The sequence below is a fragment of the Deltaproteobacteria bacterium genome (assembly GCA_016210005.1).
In the GTDB taxonomy this organism is placed as follows: Bacteria; Desulfobacterota; Binatia; order HRBIN30; family JACQVA1; genus JACQVA1.
This window is the reverse complement of record JACQVA010000025.1, coordinates 1-25,024: the sequence shown is the minus strand read 5'-3', so window position 1 is coordinate 25,024 and position 25,024 is coordinate 1. Positions and strand designations below refer to the sequence as shown.

The following is a 25,024-nucleotide window of genomic DNA, read 5'->3' as shown; positions in this document are numbered from 1 at the left end:
TCGAATGGGCTTTTTCTGGGCATCCGCACCGCCTCCACCGCTGGCGGAGACGGTAGCACGGCACCCGGGGAATTCCCACAAGATAATACGTCATCGTATTTACGAATTGCGGTACTAAGGAGGCGGCCTACGCGATCCGCTTGCTGGGTACCAAGCGCGTTATCCCGATGCACTTCGGCACCTTCCCCGCGCTGGCGGGTTCGCCCGCGGCTCTGCGAGAGCTGACCAAGGATATCTCGGGGCTGGAGATCACTGCGCTGCAACCCGGCGAGTCCAGCCAACTGTAATGGAAAAGAGGGCGGGGCGACCGGAGCCAGCAGCTTGCGAGCCGGCAGCTTGAGGCTCGGGCCATCTGCCCGAACGACCTTCCTCTCTAACGACATCCCTAATGTCGCGCTGCGCCCACCCGCCGCGGCGCGTAGAGCCGGCCACAATCACGCCGACAGATGACGTAGGTCATCCACCGCCTCCCTACCAGTCGGTAGATTGGCGGCATTTAGCCTTCTGGGCAGGGGGGAATCGGAAACGGGATGCAGACAACGAGCACACTTTGCCACCTTGGCCGGCCACCTCGGCTTCGCCGGCGACTTCACGGATTGGTTGCTCTCGCCGTCGCTACGTTGGTCTGGCCCGCGATGGCACCGGCGGCGCCGGCCGCTGACGATACTGGCCTGAATGCGTTTGGACCGCCGCTCAATGCCCTGCAAACGAAAATAGCCGACCCGAACTGGTTGGTGGCTTGGTTGATGAAGCCATCAAGCGTTCGGCCCGGCACCATCATGCCTGACTCCGGGTTGTCTGCTGACGAAGCGCAGGCTATCGCGTACTACCTCTGGACCACCAGCGCGCCGGCAAAGACCGCCGGCTCAGTGCGCGGCGGCGACGCCCGTCAAGGGGAGAAGCTCTTCGTTACCCGCGGCTGTCGTGGCTGCCACGCGGTCACGGCCGGTGAAAGTGGCGCCTCAAACCGCGTCCCCAATCTTTCAGGCATTGGTCTCAAAGTTAAGGGCGACTGGCTTTTCGACTGGATCAAGTCGCCGCGCCGATACCACCCACAAACGGCCATGCCGCAGCTGAGCTTGAGCGACGACGAAATCCGCCACCTGGTCGCCTTCCTGCTCACTCGTAAGGACGGTGCGAGGGACATTGCGGGGGTGAAGTTCAGCCCCGGCGACGACACCAACAACGGCAAGAAGCTCATCGCGCGCTACGAGTGCATCAAGTGCCACGAACTCAAAGGCTTTCCCCTCCCCACGCCCGCCTACGAGTTAACCGCTGACACCGGCAAGGACGCGGTGCTCAAGAAGGGCCGGCAGATGATCGCCTATTACAACTGTCGCGGCTGCCATCAGATCGAGGGCAGCGGCGGCACCATCGCGGAGTTCTTGGAGCGCAAGACCTTTGCCCCGCCCACGCTCGAGGGCGAAGGCGCCCGAGTGCAGACCTCCTGGCTGGTGCACTTCCTCCAGCAGCCAGCTACACTGCGCCCGTGGCTGGAGATGCGTATGCCCAATTATGGCTTCTCCGAGCAGCAGGCGAAGACCGTGGCTCAGTACATGGCTGCATTGGCGAACGTGGAGGCCAAAGACGAGCCGATCGTGCCGGCGGCCGACGAGGCCACTGCCCGCGGGCTGCGCCGCTTGGCTCACTTCAAGTGCATCCAATGTCATCCGGCCACCGCGGACAAGCAACTGCCCGCGGATGTCGACCCGGAAAACCTCTCCATCAACCTGACCTTGGCGAAGAGCCGCCTGCGTCCGTCGTGGATCAAGGACTTCCTCACCCGCCCCAAGGCGATCGCCGGCACGCAGACCCGCATGCCTGCAATCTTCTACAACACCGAAGGTGTCGCCAAGGTCGATCAACCGGACAAAGACATCGACAGCATCGCCACCTACCTGTTGCACATGACCGAATCGCCCGATGTCGCCCTCGCCAAGTTGGAGGCAGCACGCAAACACGAACAGCAAGCACCTGCCACCGACTGGAGCAAGATGGATTATTGAGCCGGAAGTCCGGCAGCAACCAACCGCAGGAGATCGCTCATGCCGCTTACCGACGTTGACACACTATCCGAGCACGAACGGGAAATTCGCGACGTTGCCCACAAGTTCGCCGCCGAGGTCATGCGCCCGGCCGGCGCCGCCCTCGACAAGCTTCCCGAACCCAGCCAGGTGATCGCCAAGAACTCGGTGCTGTGGGACGTGTTCAAGAAGTACTGGGCGCTCAACCTCGACGTCTTGGAAGACGGCAGCGGTGCCGAGCTGTCCATGTTGGAGCGCGCCCGCATCCGCTTCCTGCTCTCCGAGGAGATGGGTTGGGGGGACTCCGGGCTGGCGATCAGCTTGGCGGTTGCGAATTTCCACCGCATCTTTGCACAAATGTCCGGCCGGCCGACCTTGATCGAGCGCTTCTGTGATCCCCAGAAGCGTGAAATCGGTTGCTGGGCGATCACCGAGCCGGATCACGGCAGCGATCAGCTCATGGTCAGCGAGCCGCACTTCGCGCACAGCCAACTCAAACCCAACTGCGTCGCCCGCAAGGAAGGCGACGTTTACATCATCGACGGCCAGAAGGCGGCGTGGGTTTCTGACGGCACCATCGCCGAAGTCGCCGCGCTCTTCTGTACCGTGGATCCCAGCCAGGGGCTCAAAGGCGGCGGCGTCTGCCTGGTGCCACTCAACGTTCCCGGGGTTTCACGCGGTAAGCCGCTCGACAAGCTCGGACAGCGCGCTCTCAACCAGGGCGAGATCTTCTTCGACGGCGTCCGGGTGCCCGCCGATTACATGGTGGTCGGTCCCGACGCCTACCAGTTCGTGGTCGAAAACGTTCTGACCATGGCCAACGCCGGCATGGGAGCGATCTTCTGTGGCCTCGCCCGCGCCGCGCTGGAACACGCCATCGACTACGCCAAGCAACGGATCCAAGGCGGCGTACCGATTATCGAGCATCAGAGCGTCAAGGGGCGACTGTTCAAGATGTTCGCGCAAGTCGAAGCCGCCCGCTCGCTGGCGTGGCGGGTGACGCTGTACAACAGCACCAATCCGCCGCTGGTGCAGTACTCGATCGCCTCGAAGGTGTTCTGCACCAATACTGCTTTCGAGACCGCCAGCGCCGCGCTGCAAATCTTCGGCGGCAACGGCTTGAGCCGCGAGTATCCGATCGAGAAGCTGATGCGCGACGCGCGCGCTTCGATGATCGAGGACGGTTGCAATGAGGTGCTCGGCCTGGTGGGTGCCTCGCGCCTGTGAGCGCGCGGGACGGATTGCTGCGCCGGACGCCATCGCGGTGCGCGGCGCAGTCGCCAGCGGGCTACAGGAGCCCGGCTGGCATTGAAGGAGTGTAGGGTGCACGCTGCTCTGCAGATGCCCGGCGCCCCCCGCCGGCTCTGCTGAGTGGGGTTGCACCCTACATGCTGCCTTGGTGAATCAGGCGGGTCCGGACCGCCGCTGAGAAAGGAGTGCGCCATGCGTTTCAATGCCGTTATCGCCGGGGTCGGGATGACCCAATTCGGCAAACACTTGGATCAGGGCCTCAAAGCGATCGGAGCCGAGGCGGTGCAGGCGGCGCTCGCCGACGCCGGCATCGCGGCCGACCAACTCGAAGCGGCCTTCGTCGGTAATGCCGCTGCCGGCTTGGTCACGGGCCAGGAGTGCATCCGCGGCCAGGTGATTCTGCGCGGCATGGGCATCGGCCGCATTCCGGTGGTCAACGTCGAGAACGCTTGCGCCAGCGCCTCGACGGCGATGAACCAGGCTTGCGCCATGGTCACCGCGGGTTTCTACGACATCGTGCTGGCGCTCGGCGTCGAGAAGCTCTACGACCCCGACAAGCGCAAGAGCTTTGCCGCCTTCAGCGGCGCGGTCGACGTGGAAATCGTCGCCGCCTTGCTCGAAGCCCTCAAGCAGAGCGCCAAGGCCCAAGGGGCCGAGTCGGCGGGCTCGGGTGCGGGAGAGAAGCGCTCGATGTTCATGGACATCTATGCCGCGGCCGCCCGAGCCCACATGCACCAGTACGGCACCACCGTCGAGCAATTCGCCGCCATTGCCGCCAAGAATTCCTTTCACGGCAGCATGAATCCGCGCGCCCAGTTCCGCGAGGTGCTCAGCGTCGCCGACGTGCTCGCCGCACCGATGATCGCCGAGCCGCTCACCCGCCCGATGTGCTCGCCGATCGGCGACGGCGCTGCCGCCGCCATCATCATGAGCGAAAGGAAAGCCCGCGAGCTGGGTGTGCGCAACCCGGTACGGGTCGTCGCCAGCGTGCTGCACTCGGGCTGGGACCACGGCAGCGACGAGCCGGGCACGGTCGAAGTCTGCGCCAAGGAAGCCTACGAGCAGGCCGGCGTCGGCCCCAAGGACCTCAATATCGTCGAGTGCCACGACGCCTCGGCCCCGGCCGAGCTGATGGCCTACGAATCGCTCGGCCTGTGTGCCAAGGGCGAGGGCGGCAAACTGGTCGACTCCGGCAGCACCAAGCTCGGCGGCCGTTGCCCGGTGAACACCTCCGGCGGCCTGCTGCGCAAAGGGCATCCGGTCGGCGCCACCGGCATCGCCCAGATCGTCGAGATCACCGAGCAGCTGCAAGGCCGCTGCGGCAAGCGTCAGGTCGAAGGCGCCAAGGTCGGCCTAGCCCACAACGGCGGCGGTGCCATCGGTACCGACGCCGCCGCTATGTGCGTCACCATCCTTGCCCGCTAGATGGAGAAGTAGTGGCCAACAGGAGACGGCCAAGCGGAGCTGCGATTCCGGCCGGCGCACAGCGGAGGCGCGGCCGGTCATGGCCCGGCTGGCCGCTGCTGAATTCGGGTTTTGGGTTCTTCGGTCTCCGCTGGTGCTGATGGGAGCAGTCATATGCGCGAACGCAACCCCATGGTCTTGGCGGACCTGATCGCGGTCCGCGCGGAAGAGAAGCCTGACCTCGAGGTCTTGACCTTCGAGCGCTGGAGCATCAGCGACGGCCGCCTGCCCGACGAGGTTCGCACTTACGCCGCCCTCAACGCCAACGCCAACCGCATTGCCGCCGCGCTGCTGCGCTACGGCATGGCGCGCGGGGAGCGCTTCGGCCTGATGATGCGCAATCACCCCGAGTTCGTCGAAACCATGGTGGCCGCCTCGATCACCGGCTGTGTCTTCGTGCCCATCGACCCGCGCACCCGCGGCGAGAAGCTCGCTTACATGCTGCGCCAATCCGGCTGCCGCGGCATCATCTGTGCCGACTATTGCCTCGGCTTCGTCCAGGCAGTACGCGCCGCGGTGCCGCAGCTGCAATGGCTTCTCGCGCTCGCGACCGGCGAGGGCGCTGAGGCGACAGCGATTACCGATGCCGACCCGCTCGGCGCCGTGCTCGCAGGGCCGGCGACCACCGTCGACGTGCGGCTGGCCAGTGGCGAGGATCCGCTGCAGATCATCTACACCTCCGGCACCACCGGCGACCCCAAGGGTGTCGTCTTTCCCAACTCGCGCTTCGGCGCCTTTGCCTTCTTGGGGATGATGCTCGGCTATCGTGCCGGTGATCGCCCCTACACCGGGCTGTCGCTCACGCACGGCAACGCACAGGCAGTGACTCTCGGCCCCTCGCTGCACATGGGGCTGCGCTGCGTTTTCAGCCGCAAGTTCACCAAGTCGAAGCTGTGGGACATTTGCCGGCGTTACGGCTGCACCACCTTCTCGATGCTCGGCGGCATGGCGACGGCGATCTACAGCGAGCCGCCGCGGCCGAACGACGGCGACAATCCCGTGCGCATGGTGATCGACGCCGGCATGCCGGCGGCAATCTGGGAAGCTTTCGAGCGCCGCTTCGGGGTGCAGGTCTTCGAGTGGTACGGCGCGGTCGAGGGCGGCCTCGCCTTTAAGCCGATTGACCAAGGCCCGATCGGCAGTTTTGGCAAGCCGATGCCCGGACTCGACATGAAGGTCGTCGATGACAATGACGTTGAGTGCCCGCCCGGCGTAATCGGCGAGATCGTCTCCCGCCCGGCGAGCGGGGAAGAAGCCAGCGTCGAGTACTACGCTCACCCCGAGGCCTCGAAGGCGAAGACGCGCGGCGGCTGGCTGCGTAGCGGCGACATGGGTCACCGCGACGCCGACGGCTGGCTCTACTTCGATTACCGCAAGGGCAGCAGCATCCGGCACAACGGCGACTTCATCAATCCCGGCTTCGTCGAAAAGGCCATTGCCGAGCATCCCGCCGTCTCCGACGTCTTCGTCTACGGCGTGCCCGCGGCCTCGGCCGCTCCGGGTGAGAAGGACGTGGTGGCCGCGATCGTACTCGAACCCGGCGTCCCGTTCGATCCGCAGGCGCTGTTCGCCGCCTGCCGCAAGGGCCTGGAGCCGAACTTCGTGCCCTCTTATTTGCAGGTGGTCGAGGAGATTCCCAAGACCGCCTCGGAAAAACCGCAAGAGCGCTTCCTGCTCGATCGCTTCAAGCCGGGCGCGCCGGGCATCTATACCGAATCGTAGGCACAAACCATGAGTGATGCGGAGGCGCAATCCGACTGGCTGCAACAGCTGATCCGCGATTTCCAAGACAAGCTGACCTGCGGCCTTTACGACGCCATCTATAGCCTCGACCAGCCCAACGTCGAGATTTTGATGAGGGCGCAGGCCCGCACCTGCGTCGGCGCCTTCCTCGAACTCGGCACCTTGCAACATCCGCTCTCGCTCGACGACTTCCTGCAGGCCATGCGCATCGCCGGGCCCAGCCAGATCGAGTTGCGGCGCAACGGCAACGTCATCGAGTGGATCGAGCAGCATCACGGCCAGTGCGTCTGCCCCTTCGTCAAGCGCGGCGTCATTCGCCTCGATCCCAAGCTGTGCATCTGCGGCGGTCACTGGGTCAAGGTGCTGTTCGAGGTCGTGGCCCGCACCGAGGTCGAGGTCGAGCAGGTCGAAACCGCTGCCACCGGCGCCCAGAACTGCCACTTCCGAGTCACCGTCAAAGGTCCCACCCGCTAGCTCACGCGAGGTCGGGCCGTGGCTCGGTTGGGCCAGGCTATTCGCCCGTTTCCGCTTGACCAGCTATCCGACCGTCTGCGAGTCTAACCCCGTGGCCCGAGGCACGCCCCCTGGCGCCCCCGGGTCGCAGTTCGTCGGGTACTTCTGCTGGCTACTTCTGCGATGATGCGCGGTATCCATACGCTGGCCTCTCTGGTGAAGCAGCGGTTCTTCCTGCTGTGCCTCGTGGTCTTTGCCCTCATGTGCCTGCACACGAGAAACGGCCAGTGGGTTGGGGACTTCTGGGAACACGCGGCGGTGGTCAGGGAACTGACCACACACCCCCTGCACCCGCGGCATCCGCAACTGCTGCTGGATGCCCCTCACGCCTTCTACTCCCCCTACACACTCGCCGTCGCTCTCCTTGCCAAGGCCGTGCACTTGGATGCGGTTGTGGCGCTCTCCATTATGGGCTTGGTCAATCTGGCCCTGCTGTTCCTCGGCCTTAGGCTCTTCGTCTACACCGCCACGCACGAGGGCGCGACCGCTTTCTACGCCTTGCTGCTCACGCTGTTCTGCTGGGGCTCGGACGCCTGGTGCTACAGCGGGTTCTTCCACATCGGCGCCCTGGGCTATGTCCTTCCGTACCCCTCCACCTTTGCTGCGGCGCTTGCCTTGATCGCCCTCGGAGCAAACCGCCGCCGCATTGAGACCAGGCTCCACATCTGGTTTGTCCCCATCTTTCTCCTTGCTGCTACGGTGCTGATCTCACATCCGACCACCTTCCTCTTTGTCGCGGCCGCGCTCGTCTCTCAGTCGAGCGCCGCTAAAGGCTCGGTTCTCTCTGAGGTCGCGCTGGCGGGGGTTCTTTTGAGCCTAGCCGTCGCCGCCGCCGCCTTCTGGCCGTACTTCCCGCTGTTGCAGTTGCTGTTGGCCGAATCGGCGGCGTATGACGCCAGCAACGCCGTGATGTATCAGCAGGTCGTGGGTCGGGTATGGCCGGCTCTCATCGGGGTGCCAGTGGTCATCGCAGGCATCGGATCATGCCGGCACCGTCCGGCGGCGCTGCTGCTGCTGTTGCTATGCGGCATTTACGTATTTGGCGGCGTATCCGGCAGGTACTCTTACGGCCGAGTCGTCTCCTATATTGTTCTCCTTCTTCACATTGCCATTGCTGAACATCTCGCGCTGCTTGAATACAGAGTGCGCGCGACCACAACGGCGGGCGGCTGGGCGCGAGGGATAGTAGTTCCCGCCGGTGCCGCCGCTCTCGCTTTGCTGCTGTCCTTCGTGCCGTTGAGAGCGGCGCTCGCGCGCGCGCTGTTCGCGTCGCCGCCCACGTACCAGCCTTACCGGTTTTTGAGCCAATTCGTGGGGCAATACGACGTCGTCCTTGCGGACGTGGGAAGCAGCTTGATCATACCGGCTTTCGGGGGAAAGGTTGTCGCCGCGGCGCATCCGCTCGCTTTTGTTCCGGACCAGCGCGTTAGAAGGTCCGACGTCGATCGCTTCTTCAGTCCAGACACCGGAGTCGCGGAGCGCCGGCGGATCGTGCAGAAATACGCGGCCACGCATTTGCTGCTGTGGAAGTCGAGCGTGGGCTGGCGGAACCTCCAGCGGTCATTTGTTGAAGGGCGCGTCGCGTTCGAGAGCGCCAGCGTCCTGCTGATTGCTCTCAAAGCTGGGCCGGGATCGAGTTTCGAGGTCTCCTTGCTGGGGTTGCCCCTCGCTGGGTTGCAGCAGCTCAGCGGAACGCGCGCCGGAGGCACGCAAGTCCTTGGAAGAGCGTACGCTGTGTGGACCCGACTCAGTACTGAGTCACCTTGCGGGCCTGTGCGCGCGGCGGCCCGGCCCGCGATTTTCGTTCTTGAAAGCTGAGGTGCCCCGGGTGTAACGAGAATCGCCATCGCAGGGCGAACCGCTCCTGCCACCATCGCCGGCAGCCCGGCAAGTGTACCGATGCACTGGTGAGCAACCTTGGCCTGCGGAGCCTGCCACGGTGGATGGGCCGGTGAGTTCTGATGGCAGCGGCGGTGGTCTGCTCACCGGTCACGCCGCCGAGGTGCGTGCCCTGATTGAGGCGGAATATGTCGCCGCACTACCGCGTGCCGGCGATCGACGACCAGCGCGATGAAAGGGCGGTGAGGCGCTTTCACCACCGCCCACCTGTTTGAGTCTGAAGGCAAAATGATCTAGCTGAAGTCCATGTTAAGGATCGGCCGACCAGGCAACGCGCGGAGGTCGTGCGCGCGCGGCGCGATTGCGCTCTGGCTGGCGTGCTGGCCGGCAATTGCCGAGGCGCAGGCTACGTCCAAGCCGCCGACAGTGACGATCACGAGCCCCCGCCAGGGTGATGTCGTCGAGGTGCGGGCGCTGATCGAGGGGTGCGTCGAGAATCCGAAGCTGCACGTGTACGTGTTGGTGCGCCCGCTCGCCGTCGGTGGATGGTGGGTGCAGCCGGCCTCACCGGTGGACCGCGACGGCAAGTGGCGCGTGCTGGCGTACTTCGGCACCGAGGAGGCGGGGCGGGGCGAGTACTTCGAGATTGTGGCGGTTGCGAGCACGGAAGCGAAGCTATTGCGTGAGGGACAGCGATTGTCAGCGAACGACCTTGAGTCGCTGCGCGAGCACCACGAGCATTCGGATGTCGTACTAACCGTGCGCAAGTAGGAACGGACGGTGGCTGACGCAGTGCAGGAGCGAGCACGGCTCGATGAGGCTATCTCCCACGTCGGCCTGCACTACCTGACGCTCCAGGCGTTCGGAGCTTACGTAGCAGTCAGCGCCGCATCAGTGACTCACGAGGCACTGCTCGGCTCTTCGCAGAGCGTGTACTTCGAGCTGCCCCTGCTCAGTGCAAAGGTATCGCCGATTGGTTTCGGTTGCGTCGCGCCGCTGCTGCTGTTCGCGCTGCACCTTGACGTGCTGATCCACATGTGCCTGCTTTCCTGGCGGAAACAGAGCAGCAGAGAAGCATACCGGTTGAGGATGTTTCCGTCCGTGCTTGCTGTTGCTGTGATGGGAACGAACGGCCACGCGATCCCCACGCCGACTGTGTTGCGTGCCGTGGCCTGGATCACCACCGTGATCACCACACTCGTCCTCCCGAACTTGGTACTGCTCTGGGTGTGGTACCAATTCTTGGCCTACCATGGGCCGTGGCTGACCCCATGGCAGCTGGCCTGCGTGGCCATTGACACGGTGGCAGTGGTGCTAACTTGGCCTCTAATCCGTGATCCCGAGTACCGCTGGTTGGGTTGCCGGCCGCCCTGGCTCCGCTTGTCTGGAAGGGGCGTGCCTCGTTTCTCCGCTTGGGCAGGCCAGATCTGCCGCTTCCTGACCTGGGGACTAGCGTTGGTAACTGTCGCAGCGTGCTTCCTCCTGATCTTCGTCGCCTGGAGCAAGCCGTTCGTGATCGACGGGTTTCTTGATCGGCATCTAATCCGCAGGAATCTGCAGCTCTCAGGTATGCGCCTCGTTAGGCAGCCGCCGGCATCAGAAATAGTGGCAGTGTACGTGAAAGAGTTTGGCCCCAGGGTAGACGGCGATGCGGCATCACGCGCCGCGTGGCGTGATCACGCGGTTGGCCTCGAATTGCAAGGCCGCGACCTACAATCGGCCGACTTGGCCCATGCGTGGCTTCCCCGAGCCGATCTGAGAAAGACCCAGTTGCAGGGGGCGGTCTTCTACGGGAGCAACCTCGACCGGGCGCTATTGACCGAGGCGCAGCTGGAAGGTGCCCCCCTGCAGTGGGCAAGTCTCATTGGTGCTCATTTGGGGGATGCGCAGCTGGAGGGAGCGGATCTTTCAGACGCGGACCTAGCTAACGCGGATCTTCGAGGCGCCCGTCTCGAAGGCGCTGATCTTTCCCGCGTGAATCTACGGGGCGCCAATCTGAAGAAGGCGCATCTCGAAGGCGCGAATCTATCGTACGCCGCGTTGGATGGTGCCGATCTAAGACTCGCCCATCTTCAAGCTGCGGATCTGTCGTACGCGAGCTTGCACGGCGCCTTGTTAGCCGGTGCCCACTTGGAAGGCGTCAGGTTGTTGTTCGCCCAGGCCGATGGCTGGAATCTCCGCTATGCGTTTGTGTGGAAGGCCGACTTCGGCGAGGTCGCGGTTGATCTCAGCGCGGCGAATCAGTCTCCGATGTCTGCTGATGCAGTTGCTGAACTGATCGATCGGGTTGGGCGCATGGTTCCAGATGGCCGTCTCCGTTCGGTAGCTCTCGATCGGCTGAAACGGCTCGAGACGCTCCACTGAGCAGCCTTCGCGCAGTTCGCGTTGCAATGATTGCCGGCTCGCCGGCTCGTGCATGCATCACTCGCGCGACACTTGTACGATCGCAGAGTGCACGCCGGGCCTTTGCCTCCGCGTCTCAAGCTCCGCTGTCGATAGCTGTTGCCCTTCGCTGAGCAAGCCACGCTCGGGGCTGGCCAACGCGGTGATCTTGAAGTCCTCGCCGCTGCCGTGCTCGGCATCGCCGAAATATGCGTTCACGTGCCAATGCCCGTCACTGTTGAGAGTCGGCGCGGGCTGAACCCACCACGTGCCGTTGGTTGTCACCGGCTTGACCAGCACGTACACGCTCAGCTTCGCATCCTGCACCTTCCCCTGGATCAGGAACCGCAGGGTCACCTTTGCTCCGTCGGCCGGGCTGGTAATCGCGATAGCCGACGTTCCACCGCTCGCAGGTGGCGCCTGGGCAACAATGGTGCTCGCACTGAAGAGCACAGCCGCAAACATACCCAGGCCGATGGTCAGTCCCTGCTTCGCGTCCGATCGCAGCATAAACTTTCTCCTTTCCCCGTTGCTAGAAACCAAGTCTCGCTGAGAGCCCGAACAGGTGCTCATCTTTCCCCAAGCGGTAAAACCGATTGTATGTGTAGCCCGCACTCGCGAGCAGCGTGGCGCCGAAGAAGCTTCGGCGTGCCTGAGCGGCCGCAAGCAGCTTGGCAGCGACCTCGACGCCTGCGCTGAAGTCTTCGTAACTGTCGGGGCCGTGTAGTGCGGTGTCGTGAGCAAGAGGGAAGACGAGATTGAGGAACGACAGCCGGAACGGGCCGACCGCCGGCAACTCCTCCAGCGTCGCGCGGTTCTCGTAGTCTTTGATTCGATACAAGAACGTGGTGGCGGTGCGATACTGCGCGTTGTTCAAGCTGGCTGCCCGCGAGCCGTTGTCCTCACGGCCCGTACGATTGGCCGTGTAGAGGGTAGGCTGGAGGATGATGTCGAGGCGACCTTGCCCCTCGCTCGAACCGAGCCACCCCAACCCGCGCGCGGCGGCGCCAATGAAGTAGTCGTCACGATTTTGGTGCACGGCGCCGAACCTCTCCTCGCCAAGCGCCAACCCTACAAACACCTCGGAGGCGCGAATGTTGAATAGGTTCGCATATTGCTCAGTGGTGAATCGCTGGTAGCCGAATGTCACCGCGACAATCTCCAAGCTGCGATCCTTCGGCGCTTTGATCCGTTGATCGAAATCCTGGAACGAGTAGCGGATCTCTAGGTTGACCTTATCGGGACCGACAAAGCGAGAGAAGACACCGGCCGCGGCGATCGACTCGATATCCTCTTTCGCGTGCGCGTCTGACTCGACAAGGCCCCGGCGCTCGCCGCGCGCATACTCGGTGCGCAACGAGAAGTCGAAGAGCGGATACACATCGAATGTCCGTTCGAGGCCAATGCCGTATCGGGTGACGTCCACGCTGTTGAACTGGCCGGGCCGATCAAAGCGTGTCGTTTGCGCATGATTCGCGTCGTCGTAGGCATAGAACAGGTCGAGTGACGGTAATCCGCGATATCGTACGCGGAGGCGGTCGAACGTTTCGACTTGGCTCCGTGGTTCGATGAAGCTGCGCAGCTCCGCGTCGGCGAGCGGTCGGCGCAAGCGTTGATTGCTTCCGGCAAACAGCGCGCCGACCGTCAGGTCGCGCACGGCGTCGGCCTGATCGAACTCATCGAGCGACCGCCCGTAGCGGTTCTGCGTGGAGAAGAACGCCAGCGGCCGATTCTCGTCGGGTTCTTCGAGAAAACGAAGGAACTCCCAATACGCGACCGGCAGCCCGTCGCGCTCGTACAGCGCAGCGAGCCCCCGGAGGATACGGGCCTCAAGGCAGCGCCGCTGAGCGGGCTTCAGGTCTTGGGCGCGCCGAAGCTTAGCCAACGCTCGGAAGTAGTGTTGCTCGGCTGCGGGAAACAAGGGTTGCTTTGGTCCGCGGAAATTCCTCAGGTAGTCGGCGTAGTGCAGCTCATAGGCCGGGTTGCCGGGCTGCTCACCTATGGCAGCCTCATAGTCTCTCTGGGTACCAGCGTCACCGAGGGTCTTCAGATGCTCGGCGTGGTCGAAAAGCGCCGCACCGCGTTGTCGCGGATCGGTCGCGTGCCGGACCATCTCCTCAAGATCCTCCGTGCTTCTCAACGTGCGCTTCTCCTCCGCGCGTTTTTCGTCGGCTCCCCATTTGCACGGGAGATCATCCGCGCCGAACGCTGCAGGTAGCGATAGAGAGAATGAGCAGACGATGAAGGCAACGGCAACTCGGCCTATCTCGCTGAGTGCCGCCAACAGGATCCTGTACACCGCGCTCATGGCTGCGCCAGTGGGTTGTCGGCGCGGAGCGCCAACACGTACCACGCGGTCGGTGCGACCTGCAGGGCGTTATAGTATTGGATCTGCTCGTTGTTCTCGAAGAGCCCGGTGTCGAGATGGTCGGAGCAGGTGGCCACCAACCCGAGCCCGTCGGTGTTGGGTGCCTCGCGCTGCACGCTTTCCAAACTTCGGAAAACGGCGGTGGCGCGCTCCTCGTTGCCCAGCGAGCGATACGCAAGCGCCATCATAGCCGTGCCCTCCATCCAGCAGCCATCATCTTCGCTATCCTCGTTGAAGTCGAAGCCGAATGCGCCTTCACACCCGCGACAGGGATCGGCACGCAGATGGGTCTCCGCGTACGTGAGCGCCGAGGCTCGCGCGCTTCCCTGCGCCAAGACACCGAGCGCTTGCACATCGGCGATAACAAGGTCGGCGTTCAATTCTCCAGTCGCCTTGGTCCCGATCAAGAAGTGAGCCGGTACGGACCCATCGGAGCTCCACGTCGAATCGACAAATCCGCGCGCGTAGTGCGCCTGTTCGTTCCAGCGCGAGTCTCCGGTTGCCTGCGCCAGACGGCTGTAAGCGGCAAGGACAGCCAGGTTGTTTTCGGTTGATCGCTCAGACCGGGTTTCCGCGAGTTTGAAGCCCCCTGTGATCTCCCCCGAGCGCAAGCGCTCAGCGATGTACCTGGCCAGACGAACGGCGCCATCGCGGTAAGGAACGTCGCCGGAGACTTCCGCGCATCGTAGCAGCGCAAGCGTTGCCCAGGCCAAGTTGCCCGTGAACGTCTGCAAGTCCTGCACGCCGACCGTCGCGGAGTTGGGCGCGGGGCTGATGAAGAAGTGAGGATCCGGATGGTAGATGTTGCGCAGGCGCCCATCGGGCGCCAGCCCCTGCTTCTTGAGGGCATCGTTCTCTTGCGCCACCAACATGGCGTCGCAGATCGACAGCGCTCGTTCGCGGTCGGCCGCACACTCGCCGTCGCTCGAAGCGCATCCTGCCAGCGCCAGAACGGCCATGGCGTTGTCGTAGAGGTCCGCGCGACCATCTTGCAGCAGCTCCCGAAACTCGAAGGGCAATCCCGGATGATCGACGTAGCTGGCGAGAAAACGGGGAATCGGTCCGGTCTGATACGCAGTTGCGACCAGCCGTAAATGGTTTAGCGCCCGCGCAAGTGGCGTCGCTGCTGATGGCAAGGGCGGCACGCCGCGTTGCACTTGGAGGCTCACCGGCAGACTGAACGACTCTGGCTCCAGATCTGCCGGCGTGCGCACCGGCGTTGGCCCCTGGAACGCCGACAAGTCCTGCCGAGAGCCGACCGGCTGCATGAAGAAGAGTGTCCCTTCCGGCGGCGGCAGGTTGGCGTCCCCAATTTGTGCCGACGCGACCCAGCGTGTGACTGCGAAACGCAGTGCCTTGAACTGCACAAACATCCCCGGCAGATCAGGAACCTGGAGCAACGGATAAATGCCAACGGTGCTATCCAACGCACCGCGCTGAGCCGTGCCAACGATTGAGAAGTAGACGCTGCCGGACGGAATGAAAACGGTGCCCACCGGCGCCCGGACGCCGAGATCCTCGCCCTCGAAGACGTGTTCGGTAAGCACGGCGAGGTCGCCGGCACCGAGGCCTGGAATCCCGTCCAATTCGCGCTCGCCGCACGATGCAAAGGCGCTCGGGTTGCTGCGCCTGAGCTGAATGGCTATCAGGTCGGCGGCGGTCACGAGCCGATCGCAATTCACGTCGCTGGGAATCGGGACCATGTCAGGAGCGGGAAGCGTCGCAGTGCGCGTCGCACTCGGCGATCGCGGCAAAGTCGACGTGCGCGACGGGGTGTGTGTTGCACTCGGTGCAATCGTGACCGGAGACGTAGCGGTCTCAGTCGGCGTCCGTGTTGCCGAATTCGCAAGGGTAGCAGTCACCGTTGGCCCGTCTGTTGCCGTGAGCGTGGGCGTCGGGCTTGGGTCCTCGGTCTGAGTGGGAGGTGCCGAAGGCGACGCAGTCGCCGGCACGGTGTTCGTCTCGGTCGGTGTAGCGCTGCTTGGCGGCGTGGTGGAAGCCGACGCGGTGGGCTCCTGTGTGAATGTGTACTGACCTGTCGTAGTTGGCGTCGCGCTCGGGCTTGCGGATGCCGTCGGAGTTGAGGGTGGGGTTGGCGTGGCGCTCGGTGGTTCGGTAGGTGTCGCGGTTGAAGTCGCAATGGGGGTAACTGTTGACGTTGCCGTCGAGGAAGCCGTCGCGGTTGCGGTAACAGTCGGGCTGTTGACCGACGTGACTGTCGGCGTAGGGTCGTCGGTCAAAAAACGCACCGAGCGGAAAGCCGTTGTCTGTGCCGGCTCTTCGCCGTCTACGTCGTCGAACACGAACTCCACAAGCACGTATAGCTGCCCGATATTGGTGGGGGCAAAGGCCGACAGTGGAATCAGATACGTGGTCCAATCAGTGCCAATACCGCTGATCAACACCTTGGTCTCGGTGCCGTCATCCGGCGCACAGGCGTCCTTGATACCGACTCTTATCCGCTGCCCGGCCTGCTGCGCGCGCAGTTCGACCGCGAGCTTCGTGAACCCTGAGAAATCCCTTGCTGGATGCGGCGGAGCCGTTGGCGTTTCCACCGTCACGAATACAACCCCCCACTGCAATCCCTCGGGTAAGGCCATTTGACAGCAGTCGGGGCACGCTGCGGCCCGGCATTGGACGGCCAATGTGCCGTTTGGCCCCTCGCTGGTGTTCAGATGGAGCTTGTACGCCTGTCGAGCCAGGAGCCCACCGACAAGCACGTCGCCCGTATTTGGTGCGACCACGTCACCGGCAATTTGACACTGTGAACCAAGCGCAGGTTCACCGCGAGCAGTCACGATGCCGGTGACAGCCGCGACCCACGCCAGAGTTAGCACGAGGCGGCTAGCCGCGCGGCTTAGCGTGACAAGATTGTGCGCACCACTCGACAGCTTTCGGAGCGGTAGCATGTCCCCTCCTCGGAATCTAATCGTGCAACGCTTGGGTGAAAACGTGGAGCCCTTCCTGCCTCAGATCGATTCGCGTTGTCAAGGGCGCCCTCGTTGTAATCGTTGTATTCAGGCTCGTTGTTGTATGCACTCCGAATAAAGGGGCAGGGCGCGGCGGTTTTGGGGCAACCGCCTCGCAGTTCGCCAAGGTGGCGGGCAACAGGCGCCCTGTGGGCACCCTGAGGCCGAGTCAGCTGCCGAGGACGACTTCGTAAGCAGCGAGGAATGCGGAGAAAGAAGAGAGCGCGCCCGGGGTGATTCGAACACCCGACCTACTGGTTCGAAGCCAGTCGCTCTAGTCCACCTGAGCTACGGGCGCGTGCGGTTGCTGCGACGACAAGTACGCTGAGGTCGCGCGGCTGACATACCCTTGATCGCAGCCAACGTAAAGCTGGGCTACGCACGGACCCAAGGCGCCCCAGCCCTGTGCGTCTTGGCGTCTGCGCGAGCCCGATCATGCGCTAGCGTTCGACCCGCCAGCTCGTAGCGCTGGGGCCGTCTTCGAGGACGATACCTTTGGCTTTCAGCTCGGCGCGGATCTCGTCGGCGCGCTTGAAGTCGCGCGCCTTGCGCGCGGCGTTGCGCGCCGCGATCAGGCGCTCGATCTCGGCGGGGTTGACCTCGGTGGCTTCCAGATGCTGGCGGCGCTGCCGGGCGAGAAACTCGTGCGGCGCGGCCTGGGCGATGCCCAGCACCGCGCCGAGCGCCCGCAGCGCCGCGTACAGCGGGCCGGCGGCAGCCGCATCGCCGCCGTCGAGCGCGCGGTTGAGGGCGCGCACGGTGTCGAACACCACCGCCAGTGCCCGCGCCGTGTTGAGGTCATCGTCCATAGCCGCGTTGAATTCCGCCATCACCGCGGCATCGGCGGGGGCGGACTCGCCTTGCAGCACATCCTCTGCGCGCGCCAGCGCCTCGTAGATGCGCACGATGTTGCCGGCGGCGTCGTCCAACCGTTGCTCGGAGAAGTCGAGCGGGCTGCGGTAATGCGTGCCGATGGTAAACAACCGCAGGGCCTCGCCGCCCACGCGCGCCGCCGCCTGTTGCACGGTCATGAAGTTGCCCAGCGACTTGGACATCTTTTCCTTGTCGATCGTCACCATGCCGTTGTGCACCCAGTAGCGGGCGAAGGCGCAGCCCTTGGCTGCCTCGGACTGCGCGATCTCGTTCTCGTGATGGGGGAAGATCAGGTCCGTGCCGCCACCGTGAATGTCGAAGGGCTGGCCGAGGTACTTGCTGCTCATCACCGAACACTCGATGTGCCAGCCGGGCCGGCCTCTGCCCCACGGGCTCTCCCACCACGGCTCGTCCGGCTTGCTCGCCTTCCACAGGGCGAAGTCCATCGGATGTTGCTTGCGCTCGTCCACCTCGATGCGGGCGCCGGCCTGCATGTCGTCGAGCTTGCGCTTGGACAGCTTGCCGTAGCCCGGGAACTTGTCGACGGCGAAGTAGACGTCGCCGCCGGCGGGGTACGCCAACCGGCGCTCGATCAACTCTTCAATCAGCTCGATCATCTCGGGGATGTGCTGCGTGGCGCGCGGCTCCAGCGTCGGCGCCCGGCAACCAAGCACGGCCATGTCTTCGGCAAAGGCGCGGATGTTGCTCTCGACCAGGTCGGCGGTGCTGATGCCCGCCTCGTTGGCGCGCTTGATGATCTTGTCGTCGACGTCGGTGAAGTTACGGATGAAGGTCACCTCGTAGCCGCAATGCTGCAAGTAGCGAAAGAGCACGTCGAAGGTCACCAGCGCCCGGGCATGGCCGACGTGCGAGCGGTCGTACACGGTCACGCCGCAGACGTACATGCCGACTTTGCCCGGCACCAGCGGGACGAACTCCTCCTGGCGCCCGGAGAGCGTGTTGTGGAGCGTGAGCGGCATATGCCTTCAAATCGCGGCCGGCGCCCGGGTCACTCTTCTTCTTCGCGCAGCCGGGCCAAGACCGACAAGTCTTCGAGCGTCGTGGTATCACCGACAGTGTCCTTGCCGCCGGCGATGTCGCGCAGCAGCCGGCGCATGATCTTACCGCTGCGGGTTTTGGGCAGGGAATCGGTGAAGCGGATGTCGTCGGGGCGGGCGAAGGCGCCGATTTCCTTGGCGACATGATCGCGCAGCGCCAGCTTGAGCGCTTCGGTGGCCTTGTTGCCACCCTCGAGCGTCACGAAGGCGGCGATCGCCTGGCCCTTGACCGCGTCGGGGCGTCCCACCACCGCCGCCTCGGCCACCGCCGGATGACTCACCAGCGCGCTCTCCACTTCCATTGTGCCGAGGCGATGGCCGGCAACGTTGACCACGTCATCGACGCGCCCCATGATCCAGAAGTAGCCGTCCGGGTCGCAGCGGGCGCCGTCGCCGGTGAAGTAGCAGCCGTCGACCTGGCTCCAGTACTGCTGCACGTAGCGGTCGGGGTCGCCGTGAATGGTGCGCAGCATGCCCGGCCACGGCTGCTTGATCACCAGGAAGCCGCCCTGATTGGGGCCGACCGGCTGCCCGTCGCGGGTGACTACCGCGGCGGCAATGCCCGGGAACGGCCGGGTGGCCGAGCCCGGCTTGGTGGCCGTGGCCCCGGGCAAGGGCGTGATCATGATCGCTCCGGTTTCGGTCTGCCACCAGGTGTCGACGATCGGGCAGCGCTGCTTACCGATTTCTTCGTGGTACCAGATCCAGGCCTCGGGATTGATCGGCTCACCGACGGTGCCCAACAGTCGCAGGCTGTCGAGGCGGTGTTTGCGCGGCCACTCGCGGCCCCATTTGGCAAAGCTGCGGATGGCGGTGGGGGCGGTGTAGAAAACGCTCACCCGGTACTTGTCGATGATGCGCCACAGCCGGTCGGGCTCGGGGAAATTGGGGGCGCCTTCGTACATCACGCTGGTGGCACCGTTGGCCAGGATGCCGTAGACGACGTAGCTGTGCCCGGTCACCCAGCCGATGTCGGCGGTGCACCAGAAGGTGTCCTCTTCGCGCAGGTCGAACACCCACTTGCTCGAAATGTAGGTCTGCACCATGTAACCGCCGGTGGTGTGGACGATGCCCTTGGGTTTGCCGGTGGTACCGCTGGTGTAGAGGATGAACAGCGGGTGCTCGGCATCGAGCGGCTCGGCCGGGCATTGGTCGGAAACCTCTGCCATCAGCTCGTGCCACCAATGATCGCGCCCGCCCTTGGTGGCCACGGTCTCGCCCGTGCGCCGCACCATCACCACGTGCTCCACGCTCGGGGCATCGCGCAGGGCCTCGTCGACGTTGGCCTTCAACGGCACCAACTGCCCGCGGCGGTAGCCGCCGTCGGCGGTGACCACCACCTTGGCCTGGGCGTCGTTCATCCGGTCGCGCAGCGCCTCGGCGCTGAAGCCGCCGAAGACCACGCTGTGGCTGGCGCCGATGCGGGCGCAGGCCAGCATGGCGATGGCCAACTCGGGGATCATCGGGAGATAGAGTCCAACGCGATCGCCCTTGTGCACGCCCAGGCGCTTGAGCACGTTGGCGAACGTGCACACTTCACGATGCAAGTCCTGGTAGGTCAGCACCCGGCTGTCGCCCGGCTCCCCTTCCCAGATGATCGCGGCTTTGTTGCGGCGCCAGCCGCTGAGATGGCGGTCGAGGCAGTTGTGCGACAAGTTGGTGGTCGCCCCGACGAACCACTTGGCAAACGGCGGCTTCCATTCCAGCACCGCCCGCCAGGGGCTGAACCAGTCGAGCTCGCGCGCAATTCCGGCCCAGAACGCCTGCGGGTCGGCGGCCGCCGCAGTGGCCAACCGCTCGTACTCGGCCAGGCTCGGCACATGCGCCCGAGCGCTGAAGTCAGCCGCCGGGGCGAATAGCCGCCGTTCCGTCAATACCGATTCGATGTCCGCATGTGCCATGCATTTGCTCCCGCGACTTCGCGCCCGAGGCGCCGCCGCATTGTTTCGGGGCCTTCCTTCTCACAGCGGCGCCGGAATGGTCAACCCGGCGGCAACGGGGCGAAGCCCAGCCGCTGGCGTAGTCGGCGCAGCAGCGGCAGCGCCAACGCCGTCGCCGGCGCGCCCCCGCTGGCGAAGTCGTAGTAAGCGTTTTGCGCCGCCCACAGATTCAGCGTCACTCCAAACAGCGCCGCTGCATCGAGTAGCGCCTCGGCGCGCCCCGCCTGTGCCGGCGCATCCGCGGCTAGCTTGGTCATGACCTGTCGCAAACCCTCTTCCAGCGCCGCCGTCAACGGCGGTAGCGGCAGCTTAACCTCCCAGCGCCCGGCGTCCTCCCACAGCGCCGCCACTGCCGCGAAGCTGTTGTCCCCGGCCGCCAGTTGATGCACGGCTGCCATCAGCCGCTCCTGCAAGACCACGTGCGCCACTTCGCGAAAAGCCTCCGGCACCGGCACATCGGTCTCGCGCAGGAAGTCGAGCATGCGGCGATGCTGATCGAACACTTGTTCCAGCTCGCTGACGCAGGGCCGGAACGCTTGGGCCGCGATGCCGTGCAGGATGGCGCGCCGCTGGGCCTGGAACAAGTCGCGCAGCGAATAGCCTGCGGCCCCGAATACCGCGTCGATGGCGCGCACCACCGCGCTCAGCGGCTCGCGCGCGAACACCGCCGCGAGACGCGCCGGCAGGTCGGGAAAGCTTGAGAGCACGTCCGGACCGCCAATCGCGCAGTGGGCGTCGTGCCCGCCCAAGTAGAGCGCGGCGTAAGCGTAGGTCGCGGCCTCTTCCGTGATCTCGGCCTGCACCCGCACGCTCCCGAGTGCCAGCGTCGCGCTGCCGGCGGCGCGACGCACCCGTTCGAGCGACTCGAAGCGATAAGTGTAGGCGCCCGCCGGCAGCTCACCGGCGGTGGCGAACACGCTGCTGAGCACCGCGTGCGCCGCCGCGCGCGGCAGCGTGACCGCGGCCGGCGCCACTTGCTGGCGGTAGATCTGCCGGCCGCCCGGCCTGCCCGGCAAATTGCTGTGCGCCTGATCCAAACGCGCCAGGAAATCCGGCTCCAGCGGCGGGCCCACTTCCGCCGCCAACTGCATCGCGCGGCCGGCGTAACGCAACACCTGCGTGGTCTCGAGGCCCGAGAGGTCATCGAAGAACCAGCCGCAGCTGGTGAACATCAGCAGCGCGGCTCGCTGCATTTCCAGCAGCTTCCACACCCGCACCCGTTCCTTGGGCGTCAGCCCCGGCCGCGCATGGGCCGCTAAGAAGGCCGTGCGCCGCGTGTTCGAGCGATCGAGCAGCACTTCGATGTAGGCATCGCGCGCCGCCCATGGATTCGGCAGCAGCGCGCCGGAGTCCTCGAACCGGCGATCGACTTCGTCCTTGAGCCAGTGCAACGCCTCGCGCAGCGGCTTGCGCCAGGTTTGGCGCCAGCCCGGATGTCCGCCGCTGTTGCAGCCGCAATCGCTGCGCCAGCGTTCGATGCCGTGAACACAACTCCACGAGCTCTCCTCGATGATCTGCACTTCGTCCAAAACTCCGCCGCGAGCGAGGAAGGCGGCGTAGTTGGTCAGCTCGATCGCGGACTCGGCGGCGAGCTTTTGGATAGCGTAGGCTAGAGCCATCTCGCCGAAGCGGTGGTGGTGCCCGTAAGATTCCCCGTCAGTCGCCAGGTGCACCAGCTGTGGTGCCGCGGCTGCCGGCGCGAAACCGCCAAGCAGCCGCTGCGCAAACGCCGCGCCATCGTTGAGCAAGCCGCTGAAGGCGACGCCATGGGCGAGATCGTGATCGTAGAAGAACAACGCCAATTCCGCCTTGCCCGAGTGCCAGCGATAGGCGCGGCGCGAGTCGATGCCGTGCGGGCCGAGATCCTCCCAGGCCGTGCTGCCGGCGCGGCGCACGCGCGCGGCCTGATGCGGCGCCAGGATCGTGAAGCGAATGCCGTGCTCGGCCAGCACCCGCAAGCTGGCGTTGTCCACGGCGGTCTCGGGCAGCCACATGCCTTCCGGCCGGCGAGCGAAGCGGTGCTCGAAGTCACGGATGCCCCAGCGCACCTGCGTCACCCGGTCGCGCGCGTCCGCCAGCGGCATGATCGCGTGGCCGTAGGCTTGGGCGATGGCATTGCCGTGGCCCAAACGGCGCACACTCTCGCGGTCGGCGCGCTGAATGGCGGCGTAGGTTTCCGGTGCGTTGGCCGCCAGCCAACTCATCAGCGTCGGCCCGATATTGAAGCTGACGTGCTCGTAGTTGTTGACCAGGCGCACGATGCGCTGCTGCGCGTCGAGCAGGCGGGCGCGGGCATTGGGGGCGTAGCACTGCGCCGCCACCCGTTCGTTCCAGTCGTGATACGGCGCCGCCGAGTCCTGCGCCTCAACCGCCTCCAGCCACGGGTTCTCCCGCGGCGGCTGGTAGAAATGGGCGTGGATGCACACGCAACGATTGTGACTGGTGGCGGTCATAGGCTGGGAGGGCAACTCTACGGAGCAATCGCCGGCGGGTCAATTCGCCCGCCGTCTCGGCATCGCTCTTCAGGAACAACTGACCTTGCCGTGCCCTGACGGGTGCGCGACAAATTCGTGGGTAACGTGGTTCGGTGTTATGGCCGGTGCCGTGGATTCCCGCTTTCGCGGGAATGACAGATTGCGTCCCTTTCGGCCATGGGCCTCGGCCTGACACTGGTGAGGATTTGCCCGGTCGGCTGCACGTTACCCACAGATTTGTCGCACACCCTGACCTTACCTCGCTTAGGTCATTGAGTTTTCGGCTGGGAGTGTAGTAGGCTCAAAGCTTACTTTCCCGGGAGGTTGCAACCCGCGCAGCCGCAGTGAAAGGATCGCGCTATGGCCACCATCCTGATTGCCGACGATCGCCCGTCCGACCGCCTTGCTTTCGACGCCGTGCTCAGCGGCGCGGGCCACCAGGTATTGGAGGCGTCCGACGGCGAAGAGGCGCTGGCGCTGACACGTAGCCGGCATCCCGATCTGGTGATCGCCGATATCGTCATGCCGGTGATGGATGGCTACGACTTCGTCAAAGCCCTGCGCCAGGACCCGGCAACCGCGAAGACCCCGGTGATCTTTTGCAGCGCCATATTTGCCGAATCCGAGGCCCGTGACCTGGCTGAGCTGTGCAAGGTGTCGCACATCATCCTCAAGCCATCGCCGAAAGAAGTGATCCTGCAAACCGTGGCGGAGGTGTTGCGGCAGGCGCCGGCGGCAGGATCGCCGGGCGAGCAAGCCGACAAAGAGCACGCCCGCCTGCTGCGGCAGACCCTGCTGGGGAAGGTGGGGGAGCTGGAGCTGGCCAAGCAGCAGGTAGGCCTGCTCTTGCAACGTGAGGCGGTCCCGGCCGAGTCGCTGACGCAAGTCTTCAGCGCCCACCCACCGCTGCGGCCCATCCTGCTGGTGGAAGACAATCCGATGGACGTCGATCTGACCTTGCAAGCCTTCACCGAGCACAACGTGGCCAACCCGATCGCCGTCTGCCGCGACGGCGAAGAGGCGCTGCGCTACATCGAGGCGCACGCGAGCCCGCAGGACCACGAGCTGCCGTTGCTGGTGCTGCTTGACTTGCGCTTGCCCAACGTCGACGGCATCGAGGTGCTGCGCCAAGCCCGCCAACACCCGGTGTGGAAGCAGGTGCCGATCATCGTCATGACCACCTCGCGTGAGAACGCCGACATCGCCGCGGCATACGAGCTGGGGATCAACTCGTACATCGTCAAGCCGGTCGATTTCGGAACTTTCTCCGACACCGTCGGCGCGCTCAAGATGTACTGGATGCTGATCAATCAGCCGCCGTTTGCGGGGCCGCACGAGAGCTAGCCCCAGAGCGCCAGAACCCTCACCCCCGAGGGTACCGAGAGCACAGAGATGCCAATGAAAAGAGCTCACAAGGATGTGATCAGATCGGTGACCGCTGACGAGTGGCGTCGCTCCGCTGCGCCTGCCGGAGCCTGTCCGCGTGAGTAATTCCGGGCCTGCCGCAGACGCGGAGCCGCTCGGAAGAGCGAGAACGAATCGCGGAGCGGACGTCAGCAGCTGAGCCATGAGCCACCCAGGAGCCACTCGCACCGAGCAGATCGCGCCAGCGCCGCAGACCGCGGCGAGCGAGGAGCAATTGCTGCTCTTGCTGGCGCTTTCTCCCGATGCCTTGCTGGTCGTCAACCAAGCGGGGGAGATCTTGCTGAGCAACGCCCTAGCCGAGCAGCTCTTCGGTTACTCAGCGCAGCATTTGCGTGGACAACCGGTGGAGCGGCTGGTGCCCGAACGATTCCGCGCCACTCACGCCGGCCATCGGGCGCAGTACTTTGCCGCCACGCGTGTGCGCCCGATGGGGAGTGGGCTGGATCTCTACGGCGTGCGGAGCGACGGCAGCGAATTTCCGCTCGAAATCAGTCTGAGCCCGCTAGCAACCGGGGAAGGAGTCGTGATCGTAGCCGCGATTCGCGACATCAGCGAGCGCAAGCGTGTCCTTCCGGTGAGCATGCATAGCTCGATTTTTCCGGGGCGATCGGTTGCGACCGGGCCACCGAGACGGAGCGACGGATCAGCGGGGTGGGAACCGGCTGCGCCGCCACCGGTCAGCGCGGTGGATCGGGACCGGT

The 25,024-nt window shown here is 64.8% G+C and carries 18 protein-coding genes and 1 tRNA gene; 12 read left to right on the top strand and 7 right to left on the bottom strand.

The features are described 5' to 3' along the window. Positions 1 to 140: 140 nt before the first annotated feature. The 9 genes from HY699_03885 to HY699_03845 all read left to right on the top strand — a co-directional run bounded on the left by HY699_03885 (position 141) and on the right by HY699_03845 (position 11,198). Positions 141 to 287, top strand: a complete 147-nt coding sequence (locus HY699_03885) for a hypothetical protein (GenBank protein ID MBI4514942.1) — start codon at positions 141 to 143, stop codon at positions 285 to 287. Between the two features lie 459 nt (positions 288 to 746). Further along, positions 747 to 2,006 (top strand): c-type cytochrome, encoded by a 1,260-nt coding sequence (locus HY699_03880; protein ID MBI4514941.1) that lies wholly within the window; start codon positions 747 to 749, stop codon positions 2,004 to 2,006. Positions 2,007 to 2,045: 39 nt separating this feature from the next. Beyond that, positions 2,046 to 3,251 (top strand): acyl-CoA/acyl-ACP dehydrogenase, encoded by a 1,206-nt coding sequence (locus HY699_03875; GenBank protein ID MBI4514940.1) that lies wholly within the window; start codon positions 2,046 to 2,048, stop codon positions 3,249 to 3,251. A gap of 216 nt (positions 3,252 to 3,467) precedes the next feature. Continuing rightward, positions 3,468 to 4,700, top strand: a complete 1,233-nt coding sequence (locus tag HY699_03870; GenBank protein MBI4514939.1) for a thiolase family protein — start codon at positions 3,468 to 3,470, stop codon at positions 4,698 to 4,700. A 153-nt stretch (positions 4,701 to 4,853) separates the two neighbouring features. Continuing rightward, positions 4,854 to 6,461, top strand: a complete 1,608-nt coding sequence (locus HY699_03865) for an AMP-binding protein (GenBank protein ID MBI4514938.1) — start codon at positions 4,854 to 4,856, stop codon at positions 6,459 to 6,461. Positions 6,462 to 6,470: 9 nt separating this feature from the next. Further along, positions 6,471 to 6,956 carry a hypothetical protein gene (locus HY699_03860; protein ID MBI4514937.1) on the top strand — a complete coding sequence of 162 codons (486 nt, stop codon included), beginning with the start codon at positions 6,471 to 6,473 and terminating at the stop codon, positions 6,954 to 6,956. A 162-nt stretch (positions 6,957 to 7,118) separates the two neighbouring features. After that, positions 7,119 to 8,813, top strand: coding sequence for a hypothetical protein (locus HY699_03855; protein ID MBI4514936.1), 1,695 nt, complete (start codon positions 7,119 to 7,121; stop codon positions 8,811 to 8,813). Between the two features lie 447 nt (positions 8,814 to 9,260). Further along, positions 9,261 to 9,605 (top strand): hypothetical protein, encoded by a 345-nt coding sequence (locus HY699_03850; protein MBI4514935.1) that lies wholly within the window; start codon positions 9,261 to 9,263, stop codon positions 9,603 to 9,605. Positions 9,606 to 9,614: 9 nt separating this feature from the next. After that, complete coding sequence (locus HY699_03845) at positions 9,615 to 11,198, top strand: pentapeptide repeat-containing protein (protein ID MBI4514934.1); 1,584 nt, start codon at positions 9,615 to 9,617, stop codon at positions 11,196 to 11,198. Between the two features lie 57 nt (positions 11,199 to 11,255). On the opposite strand, the gene HY699_03840 is transcribed toward HY699_03845, so the two are convergent. From HY699_03840 to HY699_03830, 3 genes are all read right to left on the bottom strand, one after another. Continuing rightward, positions 11,256 to 11,726: a hypothetical protein gene (locus HY699_03840; protein ID MBI4514933.1), complete on the bottom strand. Its 471-nt coding sequence runs from the start codon at positions 11,724 to 11,726 to the stop codon at positions 11,256 to 11,258. A 22-nt stretch (positions 11,727 to 11,748) separates the two neighbouring features. Further along, the gene (locus HY699_03835; protein ID MBI4514932.1) at positions 11,749 to 13,356 is read right to left on the bottom strand and encodes a hypothetical protein; all 1,608 of its coding nucleotides are present in this window, start codon (positions 13,354 to 13,356) and stop codon (positions 11,749 to 11,751) included. Positions 13,357 to 13,520: 164 nt separating this feature from the next. Then, a complete protein-coding gene (locus HY699_03830) occupies positions 13,521 to 15,287 on the bottom strand; it encodes a hypothetical protein (protein ID MBI4514931.1) in 1,767 nt (588 codons plus the stop codon). A 394-nt stretch (positions 15,288 to 15,681) separates the two neighbouring features. On the opposite strand from HY699_03830, the gene HY699_03825 reads away from it, so the two are divergent. Next, on the top strand, positions 15,682 to 16,188 hold the full coding sequence (locus tag HY699_03825; protein MBI4514930.1) for a hypothetical protein: 507 nt from the start codon (positions 15,682 to 15,684) through the stop codon (positions 16,186 to 16,188). A gap of 588 nt (positions 16,189 to 16,776) precedes the next feature. On the opposite strand, the gene HY699_03820 is transcribed toward HY699_03825, so the two are convergent. The 4 genes from HY699_03820 to HY699_03805 all read right to left on the bottom strand — a co-directional run bounded on the left by HY699_03820 (position 16,777) and on the right by HY699_03805 (position 22,877). Next, positions 16,777 to 16,851 (bottom strand) — tRNA-Arg (locus HY699_03820). Positions 16,852 to 16,993: 142 nt separating this feature from the next. Continuing rightward, positions 16,994 to 18,406: a cysteine--tRNA ligase gene (locus HY699_03815; GenBank protein ID MBI4514929.1), complete on the bottom strand. Its 1,413-nt coding sequence runs from the start codon at positions 18,404 to 18,406 to the stop codon at positions 16,994 to 16,996. 29 nt (positions 18,407 to 18,435) lie between these two features. Next, positions 18,436 to 20,385, bottom strand: coding sequence for an acetate--CoA ligase (gene acs / locus HY699_03810; protein ID MBI4514928.1), 1,950 nt, complete (start codon positions 20,383 to 20,385; stop codon positions 18,436 to 18,438). A gap of 80 nt (positions 20,386 to 20,465) precedes the next feature. Next, the gene (locus HY699_03805) at positions 20,466 to 22,877 is read right to left on the bottom strand and encodes a DUF3536 domain-containing protein (GenBank protein ID MBI4514927.1); all 2,412 of its coding nucleotides are present in this window, start codon (positions 22,875 to 22,877) and stop codon (positions 20,466 to 20,468) included. Positions 22,878 to 23,258: 381 nt separating this feature from the next. On the opposite strand from HY699_03805, the gene HY699_03800 reads away from it, so the two are divergent. Further along, positions 23,259 to 24,242: a response regulator gene (locus tag HY699_03800; GenBank protein ID MBI4514926.1), complete on the top strand. Its 984-nt coding sequence runs from the start codon at positions 23,259 to 23,261 to the stop codon at positions 24,240 to 24,242. A 223-nt stretch (positions 24,243 to 24,465) separates the two neighbouring features. Beyond that, on the top strand, positions 24,466 to 25,024 hold a 559-nt coding region (locus tag HY699_03795; protein MBI4514925.1), incomplete at its 3' end, for a PAS domain S-box protein.